We start from the raw sequence: 23,959 nt of genomic DNA on the forward strand, positions 1-23,959 counted from the left end.
ACTTTCCCCACAACGTCGCTCAGCCCGCCACACGCCGACGTTCTGGGGAAACTCGTCCCACAGTGCCACAGGGGCGGGCGGGCGGGGCGCTACGCGAGCCGCTCAGCCACGAGCGGGCCGCGCGGCACGAACGACGCCGCGGGGCCGACGGCGTACGCGCCGTCGAGCGCGTCGAGCGCCCGTTCGAAGCGAGACGCATCGTCGGCGAAGAGCGTGAACAGCGGTTGACCCGCCGTCACGGCGTCGCCGGCCTTCAGATGGAGGTCGATACCGGCGGCGTGCACAACCTGGTCGGTCGCCCGGGCGCGGCCGGCCCCGAGCCGCCACGCAGCGATACCGAAGGGCAGCGCGAGCTGTTCGAGCAGCACGCCCGACGACGCCGCGTAGACCGTGTGCGATTCCCGCGCAACGGGCAGTGCGGCATCCGGGTCTCCACCCTGCGCCACGATGAACCGCCGCCACGTATCCATGGCTCGGCCCGAAGTCAGCGCTCCGGCGACATCGGCGTCGGGCTGCCCGGCAAGCGCGAGCATCTCTGACGCGAGCGCCAGCGTGAGCTCGACGACATCGGCCGGCCCGCCGCCGGCAAGCACCTCGAGCGACTCGCGCACCTCGTTCGCATTGCCGATGGTGAGCCCGAGCGGGCGCTCCATATCGGTGAGCAGAGCCGATGTGCGCACCCCGGCATCGTTGCCGAGGTCGACCATGGCCTGTGCAAGCTCGCGCGACCGAGCGATATCTCGCATGAACGCCCCCGAGCCGAACTTCACATCGAGCACGAGCGCCTTGGTTCCTTCGGCGATCTTCTTGCTCATGATCGACGAGGCGATGAGCGGAATCGCCTCGACCGTCCCCGTGATGTCTCTGAGCGCATAGAGCTTCTTGTCGGCGGGTGCGAGGCCCGCGCCGGCCGCACAGATCACGCCGCCCACGTCGCGAAGCTGCGCCATCATCTCGTCATTCGTGAGGTCTGCCCGCCAGCCCCGGATGCTCTCGAGCTTGTCGAGCGTTCCGCCGGTGTGGCCCAGCCCTCTGCCCGACAACTGCGGAACAGCCACCCCGAATGACGCAACGAGTGGCATCAGCGGCAGCGTGATCTTGTCGCCGACCCCGCCCGTCGAGTGCTTGTCGACCGTGGTCTTGCCAAGACCGTCGAAGTTCATCGTCTCGCCACTAGCGATCATCGCAAGTGTGAGGTCGCGCACCTCGGAACGCGTCATTCCGTTCAGCAGAATTGCCATGGCCATGGCAGCCATCTGCTCGTCGCCCACGTACCCACGGGTGTAGGCGTCGATCATCCAGTCGATCTGCGGCGTGCTGAGGCTGCCCCTGTCGCGTTTCGCCCGCAGAAGGTCGATCATGTCGTGGGGCTCGGGCGCGGCGCTCACGCGGTTGCCTCGCGGTAGGCGACCAGCGTGCGGGGCCCGAACGCGTCGGGCAGCACCTCGTCGATGGTGCGGATGCCCGAGACCGTCGCAAGCAACATGCCCTCTGCGGAGTGTTCGTAGAGCAGCTGGCGGCACCGACCGCACGGCATCAGAGCGCCGCCCTGGCCGTCGACGCAGGTGAACGCCACGAGCTTGCCGCCGCCGGTCATGTGCAGCGACGACACCAGAGCGCACTCCGCGCAGAGCGTCAGGCCGTACGACGCGTTCTCGACGTTCGCGCCCGAGATGATGCGCCCGTCGTCGACGAGGGCCGCCACCCCCACGGGAAAGTGCGAGTACGGCACATAGGCGTGCGTGAGGGCGTCGAGCGCGACGGCTCGCAGGGCATCCCAGTCGACCGCAGAACCGGAGGTAGGCCCAGGCTCCGTCGGCACAACTCCCGGCAGAACTGCATCAGTAACCACAGCATCAGTCATCGTCACGCCTTTATGTAGGGTCGACCCGACGCAGCCGGCCCGCGCGAGCGGCCCACCAGCCCCGCCACGGCGAAGATCGTCAGCACGTACGGCAGCATCAGCATGAACTCACTCGGCACCGGTGAACCGATGATGCCGAGCACGTTCTGCAGGTTCGACGCGAACCCGAACAGGAGCGCCGCGAGCGTGGCCCTGATCGGATCCCACTGCCCGAAGATCACCGCCGCCAGAGCGATGTACCCCGCGCCCGCCGTCATCTCCTTGTTGAACGCGCCGACCGACCCGAGCGTGAAGTACGCCCCGCCGAGCCCGGCGATGGCGCCCGCGAGCAGCACGTTCCAGAACCGGGTGCCACTCACGTTGATACCGACGGTGTCGGCGGCCTGTGGATGCTCACCCACCGCTCGTACCCGCAGGCCCCACTTCGTGTGGAACAAGGCAAAGTACACCGCCGCGACCCCGATGTACATCAGGTACACCACGATCGTCTGCCGAAACAGAGTAGGACCAATGATGGGGATCTCGCTCAGCACCGGAATGTTGATGCGGTCGAACCGCGGCGGCGAGTTCAGCACTTCGGCGTTCTTCGACAGCACCTGCGAGTACAAGAAGTTGGTCAGCCCGATGACCAGCACGTTCAGCACCACGCCCACGATCACCTGGTCGACCAGGTACTTGATCGCGAAGGCCGCGAGCACGAACGACACCAGGGCTCCGGCGATCATCGCCACCACGAGGCCGAGCAACGGCTGGCCCGTGATCGAGGCCACGACCGCCGAGGCGAAGGCCCCGGCGAGCAGCTGGCCCTCGATGGCCACGTTCACCACACCGACGCGCTCGGAGATGACCCCGCCCATCGCACCGAAGATGAGCGGCACCGAGAGCGACACCGTTCCCACCAGCAGCCCGGGTACGGGCAGAGTCTGGCCTGCAGCCGCCCACGCGAGAAACCCGAACAGAAACAGCACCCCGAACAGGCTGGTCAACCAGAGCGGCACGTGCCGGTCGGCCCGCACACGCAGGTACGCCAGCACCGCTATGACGGCGAGCAGCACCGTCGCCACGATTCCCGCGATGCGCGTGGGAACACCGAGCGCCGGCAGCTGAATCAGGTCGTTGTCGTTCGACAGGCGAAAAGTCGAGACACCGTCGCGCCCGAGCACCACGAAGAGCACCAGCGCGATGACCGTGAAGATGGCGAACGCAATCGGGGCCTTGTACGACTTCACGATGGTCTTCTCGAGACCGTTCGACGAGTCGGGATGCTCGTGCTGCGTCGCCGTGGCACGAGTGCCGGGGTCGGCTACCTCGGTCGCCAGGTTGGTTCCGCTGGCGGCCGAAGCCGAGAGAGGGGAGCTCATTTCGCGGCCACCGCAATCTGTTTCGGGGCGGGCTTCTTCTTCGAAGCAACGCCGGGTGTGGGCAGGCGGAACACGGCCCGCACGAGGGGAGGCGCTGCGATGAACAGCACGATGAGAGACTGAACCACGAGCACGATGTCGACCGGGATGCCCTGGCCGGCCTGCATGGCGAAACCGCCGGCCTTGAATGCGCCGAACAGAATGCCCGCGACAAAGATGCCCCACGGCTTCGACCGGCCGAGCAGCGCCACCGTGATGGCGTCGAACCCGATACCGGCGTCGATGCCCGACGAGAACCCGCTCGTGACAGTGCCGAGAACCTGCGCCACACCGGCGAGGCCGACGAGCCCGCCCGAGAGCAGCATCACGGTGATGTACGAACGCTTCACGTCGATACCCGCAACCCGGGCCGCATTGGGGTTCTGCCCCACGGCCCGAAATTTGAAGCCGAGGCTCGACCGGTTCAGCAGCCACCAGACGAAGATCGTGGCGGCGATAGACACGATCAGCCCGGCGTGCAGGTTGAAACCCGGGCCGAGTAGGTCGGGGTAGACCGCACTCGGCAGCATGGCCGGCGTCTTGGGGTTGTTCGAGCCGGGCGCCTGCAAGAGGCCGGGCGTGCGCAGCATGTACGACACGAGGTACACCGCCACGTAGTTCAGCATGATGGTGACGATCACCTCGTGGGCACCCGTGCGGGCCTTCAGAAAGCCGACTATTCCGCCCCAGATGGCGCCGCCGGCAATACCCGCGGCGACCGCGAGAATGAGGTGGATGCCGTACGGCAGCGGAAACGAATACCCCACCCAGCCGGCCGCCGCCGCGGCGATGAGCATCTGCCCCTGGCCGCCGATGTTGAACATACCGGCCCGAAACGCGAGCCCCACACCGAGCCCGGCCGCGATCAGCGGCGTGGCGAACGTGAGCGTGTTGGTCAGCGGCTTGATGGCGTTCGCGAAGGTCGTGGCACCGAAGTTGACCACAGAACCTTGGAAGAGCGCGCCGTACGCACCCGAAACCGACGTCCAGATAGCAGACAGCGTGTCGCCAGGGCGGGAGAAGAAGTAGCCCGACGCGGCCTGCACGCCCGGATCGGTGAGTGCGATGAGAATACCGCCGGCGATGAGCGCCAGCACCACCGCGAGAATCGAGATGACAACGCTGCCACCCATGATGTCTCGCAGAACCTGGTTCGACTTCGGTGCAGGCTGAGCGGCCGCTGTGTCGCTCATAGAAGAGCCCCTTCGATTGTGTCGGTGTCGATCGTGGTGATGGTGTCGGGAACCTCGCCGGCCATCATCAGCCCGAGCACGTCGCGCGAGGTGTTGCCGGGCACGATGCCCACGATGCTGCCGCGGTACATCACCGCGATGCGGTCGGCGAGCGCCGTGACCTCGTCGAGTTCGGTCGAGACCACGATGACGGGTACCCCCGAATCGCGGGTCTCGACAATGCGCTTGTGCACGAACTCGATCGAGCCCACGTCGATGCCGCGGGTCGGCTGCGCGGCGACGAACAGCCGCAGATCACGGCTGAGTTCACGCGCCAGCACCACCTTCTGCTGGTTGCCGCCCGAGAGCCGGCCCACCGGGGTCTGGATGCCCTGCGAGCGCACGTCGAACTCCTTCGCCTTCTCGTCGGCGAACTGGTTCAGGTAGTTCAGCTGCAGGGTTCCGCGCTTGACGAACGGTGCGCGGTCGCTGCGGTCGAGCATGAGGTTCTCGGCGATGGTGAACTCGCCCACGAGCCCGTCATGGTTGCGGTCTTCGGGCACGAAGCCCACCCCGGCGTCGAGCACCTTCGCAACGCTCATGCCGACGAGCGAGCGGCCGTCGAGGGTGATCGAGCCGAGCACCTTCTCCTGCAGGCCGATGATGGCCTCGCTCAGCTCGGTCTGACCATTGCCCTGCACACCGGCGATGGCGAGGATCTCGCCGCGGTGCACCTCGAATGACACATGGTTCACGACAAGTTGGCCGAGGGCATCCACCACAGACAGGTCGCGCACCACGAGGGCGGCTTCGCCCGGGCTCGACACCTCTTTGTGCACGGTGAGTTCGACGGCCCGGCCCACCATGAGCGAGGCAAGTTCGGCATTCGACGCGGTGGGGGCGGCCTCGCCGACCACCGATCCCAGCCGGATGATGGTGATGCGGTCGGCGATCTCCCGCACCTCGCGCAGCTTGTGCGTGATGAACACGATAGAAGTGCCGGCGTCGCGCAACTGACCCATGATGACCATCAGTTCGTCGGTCTCCTGCGGGGTGAGCACCGCGGTGGGCTCATCGAACACGAGCACCTTCGCGTCGCGCGAGAGGGCCTTGATGATCTCGACGCGCTGCTGCACTCCCACCGGAAGGTCGTCGACCAGGGCATCCGGGTCGAGGTCGAACCCGAACCGGGCGCTGATCTCCCGCACGCGGGCGCGGGCAGCCGGCAGGTCGAGACGGCCACCTGCCTTGGTCTGCTCGTTGCCGAGCATCACGTTCTCGGCGACGGTGAACACCGGGATGAGCATGAAGTGCTGGTGCACCATGCCGATTCCCGCGTTCATGGCGTCGCCGGGCCCGGCGAAATGCTGCACCTCGTCATCGAGGAGAATCTCGCCGTCGTCGGCCTGATAGAGGCCGTAGAGCACATTCATGAGGGTGGACTTACCAGCGCCGTTCTCACCGAGAAGGGCGTGGATCTCACCTGGCTTCACAACAAGGTCGATGTGGTCATTCGCGACGAGTGACCCAAAACGCTTGGTGATGCCCCGTAGTTCGAGCTTCATAATTTCAATCTACCCGGGGAGTGGATGGTTAACGAAGGTCGGGGACCAGGTGAACCTGGCCCCCGACGCGTGTAGAGAAGGTGTGCTACTACTTCGTGACGAGGTACGACTTCACCGGGATGGAACCCGAGATGATGCCGGCCTTGATCGTGTCGAGCTCACCCTGCAGGCCCGAGTCGACCTTGCTCTGGAAGTTGTGGAACGGGGCGATGCCCACACCGTTGTTCGACAGATCGCCGATGTACGACGTCACGTCGAACGTCGACTTCGTACCGGCCTGGGTGACGACGTCACTCGTGGCCTGCTTGATGCCCTTCAGCACCGAGGTGAAGTAGAGGCTGTCGTAGGTGGGGAAGGTGTCGAACACGTCAGCGTCGGCACCCAGCAGGGCAACACTCTTACCCGAGTCGGTGATGGCTGCGCCAGCGCTCTGGAAGATGGGCCCACCGACGGGCAGCAGTACGTCTGCACCCTGGTCGATGAAGTTCGCTGCCGTGGTCTTCGCGGTGTCGTTCGCCTCGAAGCCACCGGTGAAGGTCGCTGCCGACGGGTTGGCCTCGTCGTAGCCCAGAACCTGAACCGACTTCGACTTCTGCTTGTTGAAGTAGTCGACGCCCTGCGCGAAGCCGTCCATGAAGATGGTGACGGTGGGGAAGTTCATGCCACCCCAGGTGGCTACCTTCCCGGCCTTGCTGTAGCTCGCCGAAGCGTAACCGGCGAGGAACGCGGCCTGGGCCGTGTTGAACAGAATCGGCTTGATGTTCGGGGCGTCGGTCTTGCCGTCGAAGTTGTTGTCGGCTGCGTCGTCGATGATGGCGAAGTTGACCGTGGGGTTCGCGAGCGCAGCGGTCACAGTGGCGGCCGAGAGGGCGAAACCGACGGTGACGATGAGCGTGCAGTTCTGCGAGATGAGGCTGTCGAGGTTCGGTGCGTAGTCGGTCTCTGCGTTCGACTGAACGGTGATGGCCTTGACGCCGAGCGACGCCGCTGCGGCGTTCAGGCCTTCATAGCCCAGCTGGTTGAACGACTTGTCGTCGAACCCGCCGAGGTCGGAGACCATGCAGGGCTTGAAGCCCGCGATGGCACTGGCCGTGGGCGCGCTGGTCGACGCGGCCGGCGCAGAGGCGCAACCGGCGAGAAGTGCCGCTGTCGCGATCGTGGCCAGGCCGCCGAAGATGGCACGGCGTTTGGTGTTGCTCAAGATGTCCTCCAAGATGCTTTCCCGCAGAAAGGGCGGGAGCTGTGAGAGACCACGTTACCCAATGTGACGTGCCCACAGAGGAAGCGGACCGCTTTGCGATACAAGCGTTACAAAGACGGGACAGCCCTGAAACTTCGTCGAAATGTTACTTCGGCGAACTCGGCGAGGTCACCACCACGGTTCCGGCGACGATCGCCGCCTTCAGCGCGGTGACCTCATCGGCCAGCCCAGCCGGCAGACTCGACGTCAGGTCGTGGTAGGGGGCCAGGTCGACTCCGCCGTTTGCGAGAGTTCCCACGTAGGCTGAATTCGTGAAGGTGCCCTTGGTGTCGTCGCCGACGATCTGTTCGACGGCATCGCCCGTCTTCTTCATCACGCTGGTGAGAAGAATCGGCTTGTACTCGGCCGGCAGGGTGTCGTAGCCGTCGTTGTCGACCCAGATGATCTTCGCTGTCTTCGATTCGACGGCCGCTGCGGCCGCGCCCTCGCCCACCTGCCCGGCGACGGGCAGAATGATGTCGGCTCCCTGGTCGATGAACGCCTGAGTCACGGTCTTGCCCTTGTTGACGTCTTCGAAGTCGCCGGTGAAGACACCGTCTTGGGTGGTCTTGTTCCAGCCGAGGGCCTGAACCGACGTGCCGTGCTTGGCGTTGTACGCGGCCACTCCGTCGACGAACCCGTCCATGAAGAGGGTGACCGGCGGTTGGTTTCCGCCACCGAACGTGGCGACCTTGCCCGTCTTCGAGACGCCGGCCGCGAGGTACCCGGCCAGATAGGAGGCCTGGGCGGTGTCGAAGAGAATCGACTTAACGTTGGGGGCATCGATCTGGTCGTCCACGATGGCGAAGTGGGTGGCCGGGTGCGCCGCCGCCTGCGCGGTTGTCGCGTCGGCGAGCTCGAAGCCCACCGTGAGCACGAACGCGCATCCGCTCGCCGTGGCCTGCTCGACGTTCGGCGCGAGGTCGGTCTCGTTGGTCGAGATGAGCACCTGGGCGGAGATGCCGAAGTCGGTCTCCGCCTTCTGCAGGCCCTCCCAGCTCGACTGATTGAACGAGCGGTCGTCGATGCCGCCCTGGTTCGTGACCATGCGGGCACAGTAGGTACTGGCCGACGCGGTCGAGGGCGCGGGTGCCGGCGAGCATCCGGCCAGCACCAGCAGAGCGCCGGTGAAGACCGCGAGAACGGGCAGCACCCGTGTGTACCTCATTACAGAACGTCTCCCGAACCCGAGAGGCGAAGAGCGTCGACGACGGCTTTCACACGCTGGGCGTGCGCGCTCGTCGTCACGAGCAGAGCGTCAGGAGTGTCGACCACGACGATGTCTTCGACACCGATGAGGCTGATGACACGGTTGCTGTGCGAGACCACGACTCCGCTCGAGGAGTCGGAGAGAACGCGGGCATTCTTGCCCAGGATGGCGAGTTCCGACTTGCGCCCGCCCGAGTGCAGCTTGGCGATGGAGGCGAAGTCTCCGACGTCATCCCAGGTGAAGTGGCCGGGAACGACGGCCAGCTTGCCCTCGAGCGCGGCCGGCTCGGCCACGGTGTAGTCGATGGCGATCTTCTCGAGGTCGGGCCAGACACGGTCGACGACGATGCCGCGGCGAGGGGTGTCCCACGCGGCGGCGAGCTCGAGCAGGCCCGCGAGCAGTTCGGGGCGCGACTTGCCGATCTGCTCGAGCAGGGTGTCGGCCCGGGCGATGAACATGCCCGCGTTCCAGAGGTAGGTGCCGCTCTTGACGTACTTCTTGGCCGTGGCCAGGTCGGGCTTCTCGACGAAGCTGTCGACGACGAGGGCATCGGGCGCGCCGTCGACACCGAGCGGCTTCATGGCGTGAATGTACCCGAACCCGATGGAGGGCTCTGTGGGCGTGATACCGATGGTGGTGACGTAACCCGCATCGGCGGTGATCATGGCCTGCTTCACGGTCTCCCGAAAACGCTCGGGTTCGCCGATGACCTGGTCGGCGGCGAACGAGCCGATGATGACGCCGGGCTCACGCAGTTCGAGGATGGCGGCGGCGAGCCCGATGGCCGCGGTCGACTCGCGCGGTTCGCTCTCGAGCACCACGTTCGTGTCGGCGAGCTCGGGAAGCTGGCGTTCGACGGCGGCGCGGTGGGCGCGGCCGGTGACCACCATGATGCGGTCGAACCCCGAGAGCGGCTCGAGGCGGTCGTAGGTGTCACGCAAGAGGCTCTGGCCAGAACCACTCAGGTCGTGCAGAAACTTGGGGGCATCCGCCCTCGACAGCGGCCACAGGCGTGAACCGATGCCACCAGCGGGAATCACGCTGTAGAACCGGCCGAGCAGATCGTTGTTCTCTGTCATGCGACTTACCTTACTAAGAGAGCCAGTGCTTACTCAGTGGGGGCGTTTGGCCACATCACGGCCACGCTGTGTTCACGCCTCGGCAATGCCCGTTTTCTAGCCTGTGAACATGCGGGTTGCGATTGTCACCGAAAGCTTTCTCCCCACCGTCAATGGCGTCACGAACAGCGTGGTCAAGGTGCTCGATCACCTGCACCGCGAGGGCCACGACGCCATCGTCATCTGCCCGGCCGCCCACGCGCCAGCCGAATACCGCGGCTTCGCCGTGCATCAGGTGCCAGCCATCGCCTACCGCCAGTTTCCTGTGGGGCTTGGCAGCCCGCAGGTCTACCGCCTGATCGCCGAGTTCGCACCCGACGTACTGCACGCCGCCTCTCCCTTCTTATTGGGCGCGCAGGGCATCGCCGCCGCGAACCGGTTGGGAGTGCCCTCGATCGCCGTCTTCCAGACCGATCTGGCGGGCTACGCGAAGCGAAACCACCTCGGCCCAGCGACAGCAGCGGCCTGGCGCTTCACGCGGTGGGTGCACGACGGGGCGACGCTGACGCTCGTGCCGTCGACGGCGTCGATGGATGCCCTGCAGCAGCACGGCTTCACGCCCCTGTCGCTCTGGGCCCGCGGTGTCGATCTTGATGCGTTCCACCCCCACCACCGCCAGAGCCCGAAGGCGCTCGAGCTGCGGGGCCGCCTCAGCCCGAACGGCGAGGTCGTCGTGGGATACGTGGGGCGCGTCGCTCCAGAGAAGCAGCTCGAACGACTCGGTGAGTTGCGGGGAATGCCGGGCATCCAGCTGGCCGTCGTCGGGGACGGCCCTTCGATGGGCAGCGTCGCGTCGGCTACGAAGGGAATGCCCATCACGTTTCTCGGGCGGCTCTCGGGCGATGAGCTCTCGGCTGCCTACGCCAGCTTTGACCTGTTTCTGCACACGGGTACCGAAGAGACCTTCGGACAGACGCTGCAGGAGGCGCACGCCAGCGGGCTGCCGGTCATCGCACCGCGGGCGGGCGGGCCGATCGACCTCGTTGCCGATGGCTCGACGGGGTACCTCTACGACCCTGCCGATGCGGCAGAACTGAGGCAGCTCGTCGGCGATCTGGTGGCGAGCCCGACGCTGCGGTCGCGGTTCGGCGAAGCGGGGCGTCGTGCGGTACTCGGCCGCACCTGGCAACGGGTCTGCGGCGAACTCGTGGGGCATTACGAGAGCGTCATGAACGTGCCTACACTGAAGGCAGCACCGCGACGAAAAGCACGCATTCAGTAAGGTTCGCCTTACATGACATTTCACGATGCGAACATTATGATTGACAAGAATTCGCCTCTGGCGCCGAACGCGCGAAGAAGACGAACCCATCCTTAAACCAAAGGGGGTTGCTCGTGGCCATTGAAGAGGCAAGCACGCTCACCACTGCCAGAAGCTCGTCGAAACGACCTGCCGGCACGCTCTATCGCGGCAACACAGGAATGTGGTCGTGGGTTCTGCATCGCATCACCGGTGTGGCCATCTACTTCTTCCTGCTTGTGCACGTGCTCGACACGGCCATGATCCGCGTGAGCCCCGGGGCCTACGACGCGGTCATGAGCACCTACAAGAACCCGATCATGGGGCTGGGCGAGACCGCTCTCGTCATTGCCATCATGTTCCACGCGTTCAACGGGTTGCGCATCATTCTCATCGACTTCTGGAGCAAGGGCGCGAAGTACCAGCGCCTCATGTTCTGGATCGTCATCGCGTTGTGGGTCATCGGCACCGCGGGCTTCGCGCCGATCCACCTCGCCAACGTCTTCAGCGAGGGGCACTGATGTCGACCATCATCGAGGCACCGCGCACGCCGCGGGAACGCAGCTCAAAGGGCCGGGTCAACTGGGAGAAGTGGGGCTGGATCTACATGCGCGCCTCTGGCGTGCTGCTGATCATCCTCATCTTCGGCCACCTGTTCGTGAACCTCGTTCTCGGCCAGGGCATCAAGGCCATCGACTTCGCCTTCGTGGCCGGCAAGTACGCCACCCCGTTCTGGCAGATCTGGGATGTGGTGATGCTGTGGCTCGCCATGATCCACGGCTCGAACGGCATGCGCACCATCGTGAACGACTACGCGTCGAACCCGGTCGTGCGGCGAATCCTGCTCATCGCGCTCTTCGTGGCCGCCGTCGTGCTCATCGTGCTCGGCACGCTCGTGGTCTTCACCTTCGACCCGTGCAGCACCCTGATTCCCGCAGACCAGGCGCTCTCGTTCTGCCCGGTCTCCTGACAAACCACTCGTCGTAACTCACTACTCGAAGTAACTCACTACTCGAAAAGGCTGAATCTCAGTGACTGAATACGCAGACGGCACCGTCGTAGACGGCGTCACCTACCACCGGCACGACGTCGTGATCGTCGGCGCGGGTGGGGCAGGCATGCGCGCGGCGATCGAAGCCGGGCCCAAGGCCAGCACCGCCGTCATCTCGAAGCTCTACCCGACCCGCTCGCACACCGGCGCGGCGCAGGGTGGCATGGCGGCAGCGCTCGCCAACGTCGAAGAAGACAACTGGGAGTGGCACACCTTCGACACCGTCAAGGGCGGCGACTACCTGGTCGACCAAGATGCAGCTGAGATCCTCGCCAAAGAGGCCATCGACGCGGTCTACGACCTGGAGAACATGGGCCTGCCGTTCAACCGCACGCCCGAGGGCAAGATCGACCAGCGCCGCTTCGGCGGTCACACCCGCGATCACGGCAAGGCCCCGGTTCGCCGTGCCTGTTACGCCGCAGACCGCACCGGTCACATGATTCTTCAGACGCTGTACCAGAACTGCGTCAAGCACGGCATCAACTTCTTCAACGAGTACTACGTTCTCGACCTCATCATGGTCGAGGTCGACGGCCAGAAGCGCCCCGCGGGCGTCGTGGCCTACGAGCTCGCCACCGGCAACCTGCACGTCTTCCAGGGCAAGTCCGTCGTCTTCGCCACGGGCGGTTTCGGCAAGATCTTCAAGACCACCTCGAACGCCCACACCCTCACCGGTGACGGCGTCGGCATCATCTGGCGCAAAGGTCTGCCGCTCGAAGACATGGAGTTCTTCCAGTTTCACCCGACCGGCCTCGCCGGCCTCGGCATCCTGCTCTCCGAAGCGGCCCGCGGCGAGGGTGCCATACTCCGCAACAGTGAGGGCGAGCGCTTCATGGAGCGCTATGCCCCCACGATCAAAGACCTGGCTCCCCGCGACATCATCGCGCGCTGCATGGCCACCGAGATTCGTGAAGGCCGAGGTGCTGGCCCCCACAAGGACTACCTCTACCTCGACATCACCCACCTCGAGCCCGCGGTCATCGACGCCAAGCTGCCCGACATCACCGAGTTCGCCCGCACGTACCTCGGCGTCGAGCCGTACACCGAGCCGGTGCCCGTGTTGCCGACCGCACACTATGCCATGGGCGGTATCCCCACGAACGTGAGAGCCGAAGTACTCAGCGACAACACCACCGTCGTTCCCGGTCTCTACGCCGCCGGCGAGTGCGCCTGCGTCTCGGTTCACGGCTCGAACCGCCTCGGCACCAACTCGCTGCTCGACATCAATGTGTTCGGCAAGCGCGCCGGCAACAATGCAGTCGAGTACGCGGCCACCGCCGAGTTCATTCCGCTACCGGATGACCCGGCCAAGCCCATCCGCGAGCTCGTCGACATGCTGCGAAAGTCGAACGGCACCGAGCGCATGTCTGACATGCGCAAAGAGCTGCAGCTCTCGATGGACACGAACGCACAGGTCTACCGCACCGAGAAGTCGCTCACAGAGGTCACCAAGGTCATCGAAGACCTGCGCGGCCGCTACAAGAACGTCATGGTGCAAGACAAGGGCAAGCGGTTCAACACCGACTTGCTCGAGGCCATCGAACTCGGCTTCCTGCTCGACCTCGCAGAGGTGCTCGTCTACTCTGCGCTCTACCGCAAAGAGAGCCGCGGCGGCCACTTCAGAGAAGACTTCCCGAACCGCGACGACGAGAACTACATGGTTCACACCATGGCGTACCTCACCGGCGACGCGCACTCAGAAGACGCTGGTGACCACATCAGACTAGACACGAAGCCGGTAGTCATCACGCGCTACCAGCCTATGGAGAGGAAGTACTAGCCCATGGCTACCGCAACCCTGGACTCTCCCCCGGCCCCCGCCGAGGCGCCCATCCCGACCTTCACCGTCACCATGATGGTGCGCCGGTTCGATCCCGATGTCGACGAAGAGCCGCGCTGGCAAGACTTCGACGTCGAGATGTACCCCACCGACCGGGTACTGGATGCCCTGCACAAGATCAAGTGGGAACAAGACGGTTCGCTCACTTTCCGTCGCTCCTGCGCCCACGGTGTCTGCGGCTCGGATGCGATGCGCATCAACGGCCGCAACCGTTTGGCCTGCAAGACGCTGATGAAAGACCTCGACATCACGAAGCCCATCTATGTGGAGGCCATCAAGGGCCTGCCCCTGGAGAAAGACCTCGTCGTCGACATGGAACCGTTCTTCGCGTCGTACCGCGAAGTGCAGCCGTTTCTGCAGGCGTCGTCGAAGCCCGAGAAGGAGCGCATCCAGTCGGCCAGCGACCGCGCTCGCTTCGATGACACCACCAAGTGCATCCTGTGCGCCGCGTGCACGTCGTCGTGCCCCGTGTTCTGGACCGATGGGCAGTACTTCGGCCCCGCGGCCATCGTCAACGCACACCGCTTCATCTTCGACTCGCGTGACGAGGCCTCGAGCGTTCGCCTCGACATTCTGAACGACAAAGAGGGCGTGTGGCGCTGCCGCACGACCTTCAACTGTTCAGAGGCGTGCCCCCGCGGCATCCAGGTGACCCAAGCGATCGCAGAAGTCAAGCAGGCCATCATGTTCGGCAAGCGCTGACCGAAAGAATCTAGGCTGGTGGCGTGAGCAGAACGCAGAGCGCCACCAGCGCACACGGGGCCAGCAACAGAAAGCCGAGCGACGCCGTCGAGACGGCGCGCGACGAGGCTCGTTCCGAGCAGAATACGCCCAAGGTCGGCATCGCGGGCCTCATCGACCGGGTCATGAAGCTGAAGCTCGTGCGGGTATTTCAGAACTACGGCAACAACGGCGGGCCGCTGCTGGCGTCGGGTATGAGCTATCAGGCCGTCTTCGCCATCTTCGCTGCCATCTGGGTGGGCGTCTCGATCTTCGGCGCGATACTGAAGTCCGACGAGCAGTTTCGCGGTGCTCTGCTCGCCCAGCTCAATACGGCTGTTCCCGGGTTGATCGGCGACAAGGGCGCGATCTCGACCGACGCGCTGCTCTCGGCGCCGGCCCTGGGCTGGACAGGCGCCATCGCCGCCCTCGGCCTCATCTGGACGGCCATCGGCTGGCTCGGCTCCACCCGCAGTGCCGTTCGCCTCATCTTCAATCTGCCGGGTCCGACCACCAACTTCGCCATTCTGAAGCTGCGTGACCTCGCTCTCGCCATCGCCTTCGCCGTTGTGCTCGTCATCTCGGCCGCGCTCTCGATCGCCTCGAGCTCGGCGCTCGGCTTCGTCTTCGGCCTCTTCGGCTGGGACACGGCGTCGGCGGGCGCGGAGATCATCGCCCGCGTCATCGGCCTCGTGGTGGTCTTCGTCTTCGACACCATCGTGCTGGGCGGCACCTACCGGGTGCTGTCGGGCGTGCCGATTCCGTTCAAGCAGCTGCTGCCCGGTGCGGCGCTCGGCGCCGTGGTGATGGGCGTGCTGAAGGTGCTCGGCTCGTCGCTTCTCGGCGGGGCCACCTCGAACCCGCTGTTGGCGTCGTTCGCCGTCATCATCGGCATTCTGATCTGGTTCAACCTCATCTGCCAGGTCGTGCTCATCTTCGCCTCGTGGATTGCCATCAGCATGAGCGACGCAGGTATTGATCCGCGCAAGCTCACCCCCGAAGAGGCCGAAGCCGAGGCGCTGCAGACCGAGGCCGACGCGCATCGCCAGGTTCTCGAGGCCCAGCACGCTCAGGTGGCATCTGAACTGGCGGATGCCCGGGGCCTGCGCCGCACGAATCTGCGCCGTCAGCTGAAGCACATCGACCGCGAGATCGCGGCCGAGAAGTCGGCGCCCGTCATCGACGCGAAGGCTGCGACACCGCCGCCGAAGTGAGTGTCTTCGGGGCCGACTACAGTTGAGACATGGCTTCACGCTCCACAGACCTGCGCATCGCATCCATCAACACGAACGGAATTCGCGCTGCCTTCCGCAAGGGTATGGGGGCATGGCTCGACGCGCGAGACGTCGACATTCTCGCCATTCAAGAGGTGCGGGCATCCACTGAAGACATCGAGCAGTTGCTCGGGCCCGAGTGGAACATTCTGCACGACGCCGCTTCGGCTAAGGGGCGCGCGGGGGTGGCGCTCGCGTCACGAGCGAAGGCGAGCATCCATCGCGTCACCATCGGCGATGACGAATTCGACAGCGCGGGGCGCTGGCTCGAGGCAGACTACGAGGTCAACGGCCAGATCGTCACCGTGGTGAGCGCCTATGTTCACTCGGGCGAAGACGGTACGCCCAAGCAGGTCGAGAAGTACAAGTTTCTCGACGGCATGGCCGCGCGACTGCCCGAGATCGCCGAGCACTCGCCGCTCGCCGTGGTGGTGGGCGACCTGAACGTGGGGCACACGCCGCTCGACATCAAGAACTGGAAGGGCAACGTGAAGCGCGCCGGCTTTCTGCCCAAAGAGCGCGCCTACTTCGACCGCTTCTTCGGCGAGCAGGGCAGAGCGGTCGAAGGCGTCGACGGCACGACCGGGCCCGGCCTCGGCTGGGTCGATGTGGGTCGGCAGGCCGCCGGCGAGGTCGACGGCCCCTACACGTGGTGGTCGTGGCGCGGCCAGGCCTTCGACAACGACTCGGGCTGGCGCATCGACTACCAGATGGCCACGCCTGCCCTGGCAGCGAAGGTCTCGAACTACGCCGTCGACCGCGCGGCCGCCTACGACGAACGATGGTCTGATCACACGCCCGTCGTCGTCGATTACACCATCTAGAAAGATCACACGCTCATGACACCCAGACCCGTACTCATGTCAGGCATGCAGCCGTCGGCAGAGTCACTGCACATCGGCAACTACGTCGGCGCCCTGCTGAGCTGGAAGGCGATGCAGGCCACGCACGAGACGTTCTTCATGCTGGCCGACCTGCACGCCATCACGGTGCCCCAAGACCCCCGAGAGCTGCGCGAGAACACCCGCCGCACGGTTGCGCAGTACATCGCCGCCGGCATCGACCCGGCGCAGTCGACGCTGTTCGTGCAGTCGCACGTTGCGGCCCACGCCGAGCTGGCCTGGGTGCTGAACACCATCACCGGCTTCGGCGAGGCCAGCCGCATGACACAGTTCAAAGACAAGTCGGCCAAGCAGGGTTCCGATGGCGCTTCGGTGGGCCTGTTCACCTACCCCATCCTGCAGGCGGGCGACATTCTGCTGTACAACGCCGCCGAGGTTCCGGTCGGCGAAGACCAGCGCCAGCACGTCGAGCTCACCCGCGACCTTGCCACGCGCTTCAACAGCCGGTTCGGCGACACCTTCGTGGTACCAGAGGCCTACATCCTCAAAGAGACCGCGAAGATCTACGACCTGCAGAACCCGTCGTCGAAGATGTCGAAGTCGGCCGAATCGCACGCCGGGGTCATCTGGATGCTCGACGAGCCCGCCGTCACTCAGAAGAAGATCATGCGCGCCGTGACCGACGCCGACGGTGGCATCGTCTTCGACCCCGCCACCAAGCCCGGCGTCTCGAACCTGCTCTCCATCTTCTCGGTGATGTCGGGCCAGAGCATCCCGTCGCTCGAGTCGGAGTTCACCGGTCGCGGCTACGGCGATCTCAAAAAGGCCCTGGCCGAGGTGGTCGTCGAGACGCTCGCCCCCATGCGGGAGCGGGCCCTCGAACTGCTGGCCGACCCCGCGGAGCTTGACCGCATTCTCTCCGCAGCCGCCGACCGCGCCAACGAGGTGGCCGACGCCACGCTCGCCACCGTGTACGAGCGAGTGGGCTTTCTGCCGCGGGTGCGTTACCGCCTCGTGTGACGCGCGCATAATAGAAGCGGGGTCACGAAGAGGAGCAGCACACGCCTGACATCGCCGGCTTTCTGAGCACGTGGCAGCTGAACGCGGTCGGTGTCACGGTGATCGTTGTCGCCGGGCTGTTGTATCTCGCGGGCATCCTGCGCCTGAGGCGTCGCGGTGAGTACTGGCCACCCCTGCCCACGGCGGGCTTCTACCTGCTGGGGCTCGGCTCGTTCGCGGTGATCGAGTTCGGGTTTCTCGGGGTGTACAGCACCGAGCTGCGGTTCGCCTTCAGCACCCGTGTGGCCCTGCTGCTGTTCGCCGTGCCGGGGTTGCTCGCTACCGGCAAGCCGGTGCTGCTGGCCCGCCGCGCCCTCACCGGCCGGGGCCTTCGCGCTCTGAACCGGGTGCTCGAGTCGCGCCTCATCGGCATCATGGGCAACGCGGTGTTCGGCCCGGTGTTCGCGCTGGTGGTGTTCTCGGTGTTTCTCACGCCGTTGTCGGGGGTGCTGCGGCAGTCGCCGCTCGCCCAGGGCCTCATTCCCCTCGTGGTGCCCGTCGTCGGCCTCATCCTCGTGCTGCCGCTCACCGAGCTGGTGGTGGCCCGCACAAGCCTGTTCATCGTGGCCGAGTTCATGCTGGCCTTCGTCGAACTCGTCATCGACGCCATCCCGGGCATTCTGCTGCGGCTGAACGACAACATCCTCGACCACGTGGCGCCATTCGTGGGGGTGACGCCGGGCTGGTTTCCGAGCCCGCTGCGCGACCAGCAACTCTCGGGCGACCTGCTCTGGTTCATTGCCGAAGTCGCCGACATTCCCATTCTGATTCTGTTGTTCATCCGCTGGTCGAAGCACGACAAAAAAGAGGCCAAACAGATCGACGAACTCTCAGACGACGAGATGGATGCCCTCACCCAGGCCCATCTGCGCTCGTTCGGTCAGCGCCCGCCCGACTGACGGGGCCAGCCCGCCGGGCGAGGTCAGCGCGCGGTGGCCTCGACGAGCTCTTCGTGGATGCGGCGCAGGTCTTCGAGCAGGAAGCCGAGCAGAATCCAGTGCTCTGAGCGCGGCACGGCGACCATCAGCGGCGCGGTGAGGGCCGGTAGGGCATCCACAACCTCGGGGCGGGTGCCGGGGAGATCGGCATTCAGAATGACGAGCCGCAGGTCGTGCGCGGCGCGCGTGAGCTCGGCGACGATCTCGCCCACGATGGGTTCGCCCGGCAACTCGTCGTCGTAGTGGTCGATCACACCGCGGGTCATACCGACCACCCGCGTGACCAGAATGCTGAGCATCGCGAGCAGCTGGCCGTCGCGTTCGAGCACGTCGCGGTGCACCGACCGGCGCGGGTTGAACTTGAGGCTCTCCTCACCGCTCGCGAGCGCCGCCGCCGCCTTCGCCCGCATGGGTGAGAGCAGTCGGGCCGCGAGCAGAACCTCGGTGCGCTCGTTGATGGTCGTCTCATCGCTCAGCAGGTGTGCCAGGGAGTCGAGGATGCCCGCAACCTCGTTACCCAGCCGCGCCACCGCCTCGTGCACCGGTTGCAGGGCGACCGGCGGCACGAGCAGCAGGTTCACCGCCACGCCGACCACTGCTCCGATGAGGGTCTCGACGATGCGGCTCGCCGCGTACCCGGGGGTCGTGGCCCCGAGCGACAGCACCAGCATCGCGCTGATGGGAATCTGAATAGACGAAGTGGGCCCGAGCTTCAACGCCCAGCCCAGCACCAGCGCAAGCACCACCGACAGCAGAACGGCCCACGCCGCCTGACCGAACACGAGCCCAACAAAGTAGGCCAGCACCACGCCGATGACGACGCCCACCGAGCGCTCGAGCGCCTTGCCGAACGACTGGTTGACGCTCGGTTGAACCACCAGCATCGCCGCGATCACGGCGAAGATGGGGGTCTGGCCTGCCGGCAGTACCAGCAGGCAGACGTACCACGAGACGATGGCCGCGAGGCTGGTCTTCACCACCTGCAGAAACGGTATTCGAGACGTCGAGAGAACGAGTTTCGCGTAGCGCTCGGGCGAAAGTGCGGCCACGTTGAGGCGTCGCCCACTGAACCAGCCGCTGGCCTTACTCACAGTCACACATCCCACACTAGAAGGCCGTGCCTTATATTAGATCCGTCCCAAAGAAAGGTAGCCCATTGCCTGGAGCTGTCGTCGTCATTCCCACGTATCGCGAAAAAGACACCATTGCCGCGATCATCGACCGGGTTCTGAGTTCTGTGCCGACCGTCAATGTTCTTGTCGTCGATGACAACAGCCCCGACGGTACCGGCGCGATCGTCGACGGCATTGCGGCAGCCGACGAGCGCGTGAACATCATGCACCGCACCGAGAAGAACGGCTTGGGCACCGCCTACGTCGCAGGCTTCGGCTGGGCGCTCGGTCAGGGCTACGACTTCATCATCGAGATGGATGCCGACGGCTCACATCAGCCAGAAGAGCTGCCACGCCTGCTGGCGCTGCTCGAGGGTGGTGCGAATCTGGCCATCGGCGCGCGGTGGATCCCGGGCGGCAAGACCGAGAATTGGCCCTGGTACCGCAAGCTCATCTCCCGCTCGGGCACCACCTACGCCCGCATCATGCTGTCGTCGAAACTGCACGACATCACGTCGGGCTACCGCGGCTTCAGCGCAGACACCCTGCGCGCCCTCGACCTCTCGAAGCTCGACTCGGCTGGCTACTGTTTTCAGATCGAACTCGCCTGGCTCGTCGAGCGCTCGGGCGGAAACGTGGGCGAGTTTCCGATCACCTTCGTCGAGCGGCTCGAGGGCCAGTCGAAGATGACAAGCGGCATCGTCGTGGAGGCACTCTCGAAGGTCACCTCGTGGGGTATCGCGTCTCGCCTCGGCCGTATCCCGAAGTCGCAGGCACTCTCCGCCCGCACGCCCGATTCCAGCGACCAGGCCGCCTAGCTCTCGAGTGGTATAAACTGATTCGAAGAACGTGCCCGGGGTCGGTGAGAATCCGAACCGGCGGTAATAGTCCGCGAGCGGCCTGGTTGTCTGCATGAGCAGAGAGTCGGCGGCTGATCTGGTGTAATTCCAGAACCGACGGTCATGAGGGTGTGGCGCCGAAGGGCGCCCGGCCTTCAGGAGTCCGGATGAGAGGTGCACGCGTGAGTTTCGCCGTACCTCGGCGGCACGCACGAGCGCTTTGCGCTACCCGGGAGTTCGTCAACCGACGAAAGAGCCCGATGACCGACACCCGCCCCGCCAGTGAGGCCGCCTTCGGTGGGCCCCTGCCTCCGGAGGGCAGTGTCTGCGAAGCGATGCGCCGTGCCATCGAGCTGAGCGCCAACGGCCCCGCCTGGGGTGTGAATCCGCAGGTCGGCTGCGTCATCCTCGCACCCGACGGCCGCGTGCTCGCTGAAGGCTGGCACCGCGGTGCGGGCACACCGCACGCCGAGGTGGATGCCCTCTCCCGCCTCTCCTCCCCCACCGACGCTCGGGGCGCCACCGCCGTGGTCACCCTCGAACCGTGCAACCACATCGGGCGTACTGGTCCGTGCAGCGCTGCGCTGATCGACGCAGGGGTTGCTGCGGTGTACTTCGGTGTCAGCGATCCGGGGCCGAGCTCGGCCGGTGGCGCCGCTACGCTCGAAGCCGCCGGAGTTCGGGTGCAGGGCGGGGTGCTGGCCCACGAAGTAGAGCAGAGCATCCGGCCGTGGCTGACCGCTCTGCGCACCCGTCGGCCCCACGTGACGGTGAAGTGGGCCGCGAGCCTCGACGGTCGCGCGGCAGCCGCCGATGGCTCGAGCCAGTGGATCACGGGCCCCGCCGCCCGAGCCGACGTGCACGCCCGGCGCGCCAGGGTCGACGCCATCGTCGTGGGCACCGGCACCGTGCTCGCCGACGACCCCACCCTCACCGCGCGGCGGGAGACGCCCCTGCTGGATGCGCCTGGCTCTGCCGCCCCGAGCACATCCGCTGGCACCAGCACCAGCACCAGCACCAGCACCAGCACCAGCACCAGCACCAGCACCAGCGATTCTGCAACGCCCGCCGCAACCCTCCATGCGCACCAGCCGCAACCCGTGGTCATCGGTCGCCGCACCATCGATGCCGGGGCACGACTGCACGCGCATCCGGAGCCCCTGCTCGAGTACCGCACCCACGACCTCACCGCCGTGCTCGGCGACCTGTTCGAACGCGGCGTGCGATCGGTGTTCGTCGAGGGCGGCCCCACCCTTGCGAGCGCTTTTGTCGCCGCCGGCCTCGTCGACGAATTCGTGGTCTACCTCGCCCCCGTGCTGCTCGGCGGGCCCATGCTGGCACTCGGCGACCTCGGCATTGCCAGCATCACGGATGCCCGGCAGCTCACCCTCGTCTCGGCCGAGCTGCTCGGCCCCGACCTCCGCCTGGTCGCCCGCCCCGCGCCCGCGCCCGGCACCACCCCCGCGCCCTTCACCTCCCCGATCGCCTGAGAAAGTAGTCGCATGTTCACCGGAATCATCGAAGAAGTAGGCACTGTTCTCGCCCTCGAACACAGCATTGACGCGGTGCGGCTCACGCTCCGCGCTCCGCTGGCGGTGACGGGCGCGAAGCACGGCGACTCCATCTCGGTGAGCGGCGTGTGTCTCACCGTGGTCGACCAGGGCCCCGACTCATTCACGGCCGACGTCATGCAGCAGACACTCGACATGAGTACCATCGGCGCCCTTCGCCCCGGCGACCCGGTCAATCTCGAACGCGCAGCCCTCGTGGGCGACCGTCTCGGCGGCCACATCGTTCAGGGGCACATCGACGGCACCAGCACGGTGCAGAGCGTCACCCCCGGCGAGGCGTGGAGGGTGCTGCGCTTCAGCCTCGACGACGACCTGGCCCGGCTCGTCGTCGACAAGGGCTCCATCGCCGTTGCCGGCGTCTCGCTCACCGTCTCGAACGCGGGCGACGACTGGTTCGAGGTCTCGCTGATTCCCGAGACCCTCGTCGCAACCACCCTTGGCGCACTCGCTCCCGGCGACGTCGTCAACATCGAAACCGACATACTCGCCCGCCATGTGGAGCGACTGCTGTCACTGAGGAGCAACCGATGACCCTGTCGAGCATTCCCGACGTACTTCAGGCCCTCCGCGCCGGCAAACCGGTGATCGTGGCCGACGATGAGGGCCGCGAGAACGAGGGTGACGCCATTCTGGCCGCCGAGCTGGCAACGCCCGAGTGGATCGCGTGGATGGTGCGCAACACCTCCGGCTTTCTCTGCGCCCCGATGACCGCCGCGCGGGCCGCCGCCCTCGGTCTCCCGCCGATGGTCGAGCGAAACGAAGACTCCCTGCGCACGGCGTACACGATCACGGTCGACGCGTCGTCGGGCGTGACCACGGGCATCAGCGCGGCCGATCGGGGGCACACCCTCCGCGCCCTCGCCGACCCGGGCTCCACCCCGGCCAGCTTCATCCGGCCCGGCCACGTGCTGCCGGTGGTCGCTGTCGAGGGCGGTGTTCGCCAGCGCCCCGGCCACACCGAGGCCACGGTCGATCTGCTGAAACTCGCGGGGCTCACCCCCGTGGGCGTCATCGGCGAGATCGTCATCGACGACGGCTCGATGGCCAGGCTCAGCGACCTCATCGCCCTGGGCGAGCGCGACGACCTTCCGGTCACCACGATCGCGGCCATGATCGAGTGGCTCGATGCGCTCGACCTGGCCGAGGCGACGGGCAGCGATGCGGTGGCGGGCCACGGCGGCAGCGGGCATCCGGAACCCGCTGCACACGCGAACGACAGCCGGGTCGAGTTCGAGGTCGAGACCGTTGTGCCCACCGTTCACGGCTCGTTCCGTTTTCGGGCCTACCACGACCGGGTCACCGGGTCAGATCACCTCGCGGTGGTCGCCGGCGACCCCTCGGCGCCCGGCGCGCTCGTGCGAGTGCACTCGGAATGCCTCACCGGCGAAGCCTTCGGTTCGCTGAAATGCGAGTGCGGCCCGCAACTGGATGCCGCACTCGAGCTCATCGCCCAGAACGGCGGCGTCGTGGTGTACCTGCGCGGGCACGAGGGTCGAGGAATCGGCCTCATCAACAAGCTGCGCGCATACCGGCTGCAGGAAGACGGCCTCGACACCCTCGATGCGAACCTCGCGCTCGGCCTCGCCGCCGACGCCCGCGACTACGGAGCGGCCGCCGCCATTCTCGACGAGCTCGGCCTCACGTCGATTCGGTTGCTCACCAACAACCCCGAGAAGGTGCGCCAGCTCGAAGAGCACGGCATCACGGTGAACCAGCGCGAACCGCTCGTGGTGGGTCAGGGCACAGCGAACACGGCGTACCTGAACACGAAGCGCGACCGAATGGGCCACCTGCTGCCCGCCGGTGGCAACTGACGCGGAGCGCGCAACGGTAGCCCTGACGCCGAAGCATCGCCCTCTCACCCGCCCCACCCGTACCCATCCGTACCCATCCGAAAGGCACCA

The 23,959-nt window shown here is 66.0% G+C and carries 22 protein-coding genes and 1 riboswitch; of the genes, 13 read left to right on the plus strand and 9 right to left on the minus strand.

Going from position 1 to position 23,959, the window contains the following annotated elements; all coding sequences use genetic code 11:
- Positions 1-89: 89 nt before the first annotated feature.
- The 8 genes from QN358_RS04155 to QN358_RS04190 all read right to left on the minus strand — a co-directional run bounded on the left by QN358_RS04155 (position 90) and on the right by QN358_RS04190 (position 9,530).
- Complete coding sequence (locus tag QN358_RS04155) at positions 90-1,361, minus strand: thymidine phosphorylase (RefSeq protein WP_323511705.1); 1,272 nt, start codon at positions 1,359-1,361, stop codon at positions 90-92.
- 23 nt (positions 1,362-1,384) lie between these two features.
- Positions 1,385-1,864, minus strand: coding sequence for a cytidine deaminase (locus QN358_RS04160; RefSeq protein WP_323511699.1), 480 nt, complete (start codon positions 1,862-1,864; stop codon positions 1,385-1,387).
- Positions 1,865-1,866: 2 nt separating this feature from the next.
- The gene (locus QN358_RS04165; protein WP_136642889.1) at positions 1,867-3,225 is read right to left on the minus strand and encodes an ABC transporter permease; all 1,359 of its coding nucleotides are present in this window, start codon (positions 3,223-3,225) and stop codon (positions 1,867-1,869) included.
- The gene (locus QN358_RS04170) at positions 3,222-4,457 is read right to left on the minus strand and encodes an ABC transporter permease (RefSeq protein WP_136642888.1); all 1,236 of its coding nucleotides are present in this window, start codon (positions 4,455-4,457) and stop codon (positions 3,222-3,224) included. The genes QN358_RS04165 and QN358_RS04170 overlap by 4 nt, the downstream gene beginning before the upstream one ends.
- Positions 4,454-6,001: an ABC transporter ATP-binding protein gene (locus QN358_RS04175; protein WP_323511700.1), complete on the minus strand. Its 1,548-nt coding sequence runs from the start codon at positions 5,999-6,001 to the stop codon at positions 4,454-4,456. Before QN358_RS04175 ends, QN358_RS04170 begins: the two co-directional genes overlap by 4 nt.
- Positions 6,002-6,089: 88 nt before the next feature.
- Positions 6,090-7,202: a BMP family lipoprotein gene (locus QN358_RS04180; RefSeq protein WP_136642886.1), complete on the minus strand. Its 1,113-nt coding sequence runs from the start codon at positions 7,200-7,202 to the stop codon at positions 6,090-6,092.
- A gap of 145 nt (positions 7,203-7,347) precedes the next feature.
- On the minus strand, positions 7,348-8,409 hold the full coding sequence (locus QN358_RS04185) for a BMP family lipoprotein (protein WP_136642885.1): 1,062 nt from the start codon (positions 8,407-8,409) through the stop codon (positions 7,348-7,350).
- Entirely contained in the window at positions 8,409-9,530 is a 1,122-nt protein-coding gene (locus QN358_RS04190; protein WP_136642884.1) for a mannose-1-phosphate guanylyltransferase, read from the minus strand. Before QN358_RS04190 ends, QN358_RS04185 begins: the two co-directional genes overlap by 1 nt.
- A 109-nt stretch (positions 9,531-9,639) precedes the next feature.
- Between QN358_RS04190 and QN358_RS04195 the strand changes: the two genes are divergently transcribed.
- The 9 genes from QN358_RS04195 (at position 9,640) to QN358_RS04235 (ending at position 18,494) form a co-directional block, all read left to right on the plus strand.
- Positions 9,640-10,791 carry a glycosyltransferase family 4 protein gene (locus tag QN358_RS04195; RefSeq protein WP_136642883.1) on the plus strand — a complete coding sequence of 384 codons (1,152 nt, stop codon included), beginning with the start codon at positions 9,640-9,642 and terminating at the stop codon, positions 10,789-10,791.
- Between the two features lie 113 nt (positions 10,792-10,904).
- Positions 10,905-11,330, plus strand: a complete 426-nt coding sequence (gene sdhC, locus QN358_RS04200) for a succinate dehydrogenase, cytochrome b556 subunit (RefSeq protein ID WP_272898629.1) — start codon at positions 10,905-10,907, stop codon at positions 11,328-11,330.
- Positions 11,330-11,779 (plus strand): succinate dehydrogenase hydrophobic membrane anchor subunit, encoded by a 450-nt coding sequence (locus tag QN358_RS04205; RefSeq protein ID WP_136642882.1) that lies wholly within the window; start codon positions 11,330-11,332, stop codon positions 11,777-11,779. The genes sdhC and QN358_RS04205 overlap by 1 nt, the downstream gene beginning before the upstream one ends.
- A 61-nt stretch (positions 11,780-11,840) precedes the next feature.
- Positions 11,841-13,640, plus strand: coding sequence for a succinate dehydrogenase flavoprotein subunit (sdhA, locus tag QN358_RS04210; protein ID WP_416351952.1), 1,800 nt, complete (start codon positions 11,841-11,843; stop codon positions 13,638-13,640).
- Positions 13,641-13,643: 3 nt separating this feature from the next.
- Positions 13,644-14,402, plus strand: coding sequence for a succinate dehydrogenase iron-sulfur subunit (locus tag QN358_RS04215; protein WP_136642880.1), 759 nt, complete (start codon positions 13,644-13,646; stop codon positions 14,400-14,402).
- 23 nt (positions 14,403-14,425) lie between these two features.
- Complete coding sequence (locus QN358_RS04220; RefSeq protein WP_323511701.1) at positions 14,426-15,634, plus strand: YhjD/YihY/BrkB family envelope integrity protein; 1,209 nt, start codon at positions 14,426-14,428, stop codon at positions 15,632-15,634.
- Between the two features lie 29 nt (positions 15,635-15,663).
- Complete coding sequence (locus QN358_RS04225) at positions 15,664-16,518, plus strand: exodeoxyribonuclease III (protein ID WP_136642878.1); 855 nt, start codon at positions 15,664-15,666, stop codon at positions 16,516-16,518.
- Positions 16,519-16,533: 15 nt separating this feature from the next.
- The gene (gene trpS, locus QN358_RS04230) at positions 16,534-17,556 is read left to right on the plus strand and encodes a tryptophan--tRNA ligase (protein ID WP_136642877.1); all 1,023 of its coding nucleotides are present in this window, start codon (positions 16,534-16,536) and stop codon (positions 17,554-17,556) included.
- A 98-nt stretch (positions 17,557-17,654) separates the two neighbouring features.
- Complete coding sequence (locus tag QN358_RS04235; RefSeq protein WP_136642876.1) at positions 17,655-18,494, plus strand: cytochrome c oxidase assembly protein; 840 nt, start codon at positions 17,655-17,657, stop codon at positions 18,492-18,494.
- A 23-nt stretch (positions 18,495-18,517) separates the two neighbouring features.
- On the opposite strand, the gene QN358_RS04240 is transcribed toward QN358_RS04235, so the two are convergent.
- A complete protein-coding gene (locus tag QN358_RS04240; RefSeq protein ID WP_323511702.1) occupies positions 18,518-19,624 on the minus strand; it encodes an FUSC family protein in 1,107 nt (368 codons plus the stop codon).
- A 65-nt stretch (positions 19,625-19,689) separates the two neighbouring features.
- Here QN358_RS04240 and QN358_RS04245 point away from each other — a divergent pair, with 65 nt between their 5' ends.
- The 4 genes from QN358_RS04245 (at position 19,690) to ribA (ending at position 23,869) form a co-directional block, all read left to right on the plus strand.
- Positions 19,690-20,463 carry a polyprenol monophosphomannose synthase gene (locus tag QN358_RS04245; protein ID WP_201799324.1) on the plus strand — a complete coding sequence of 258 codons (774 nt, stop codon included), beginning with the start codon at positions 19,690-19,692 and terminating at the stop codon, positions 20,461-20,463.
- 28 nt (positions 20,464-20,491) lie between these two features.
- Positions 20,492-20,667, plus strand: a riboswitch (FMN riboswitch).
- Positions 20,668-20,819: 152 nt separating this feature from the next.
- Complete coding sequence (gene ribD / locus QN358_RS04250) at positions 20,820-21,974, plus strand: bifunctional diaminohydroxyphosphoribosylaminopyrimidine deaminase/5-amino-6-(5-phosphoribosylamino)uracil reductase RibD (protein ID WP_323511706.1); 1,155 nt, start codon at positions 20,820-20,822, stop codon at positions 21,972-21,974.
- A 12-nt stretch (positions 21,975-21,986) separates the two neighbouring features.
- Positions 21,987-22,586 (plus strand): riboflavin synthase, encoded by a 600-nt coding sequence (locus QN358_RS04255; protein ID WP_136642875.1) that lies wholly within the window; start codon positions 21,987-21,989, stop codon positions 22,584-22,586.
- Complete coding sequence (gene ribA, locus QN358_RS04260) at positions 22,583-23,869, plus strand: GTP cyclohydrolase II (RefSeq protein ID WP_323511703.1); 1,287 nt, start codon at positions 22,583-22,585, stop codon at positions 23,867-23,869. The genes QN358_RS04255 and ribA overlap by 4 nt, the downstream gene beginning before the upstream one ends.
- Positions 23,870-23,959 lie beyond the last annotated feature (90 nt).

The sequence above is a fragment of the Subtercola sp. RTI3 genome, from assembly GCF_035018625.1.
GTDB classification, from domain to species: domain Bacteria; phylum Actinomycetota; class Actinomycetes; order Actinomycetales; family Microbacteriaceae; genus Subtercola; species Subtercola vilae.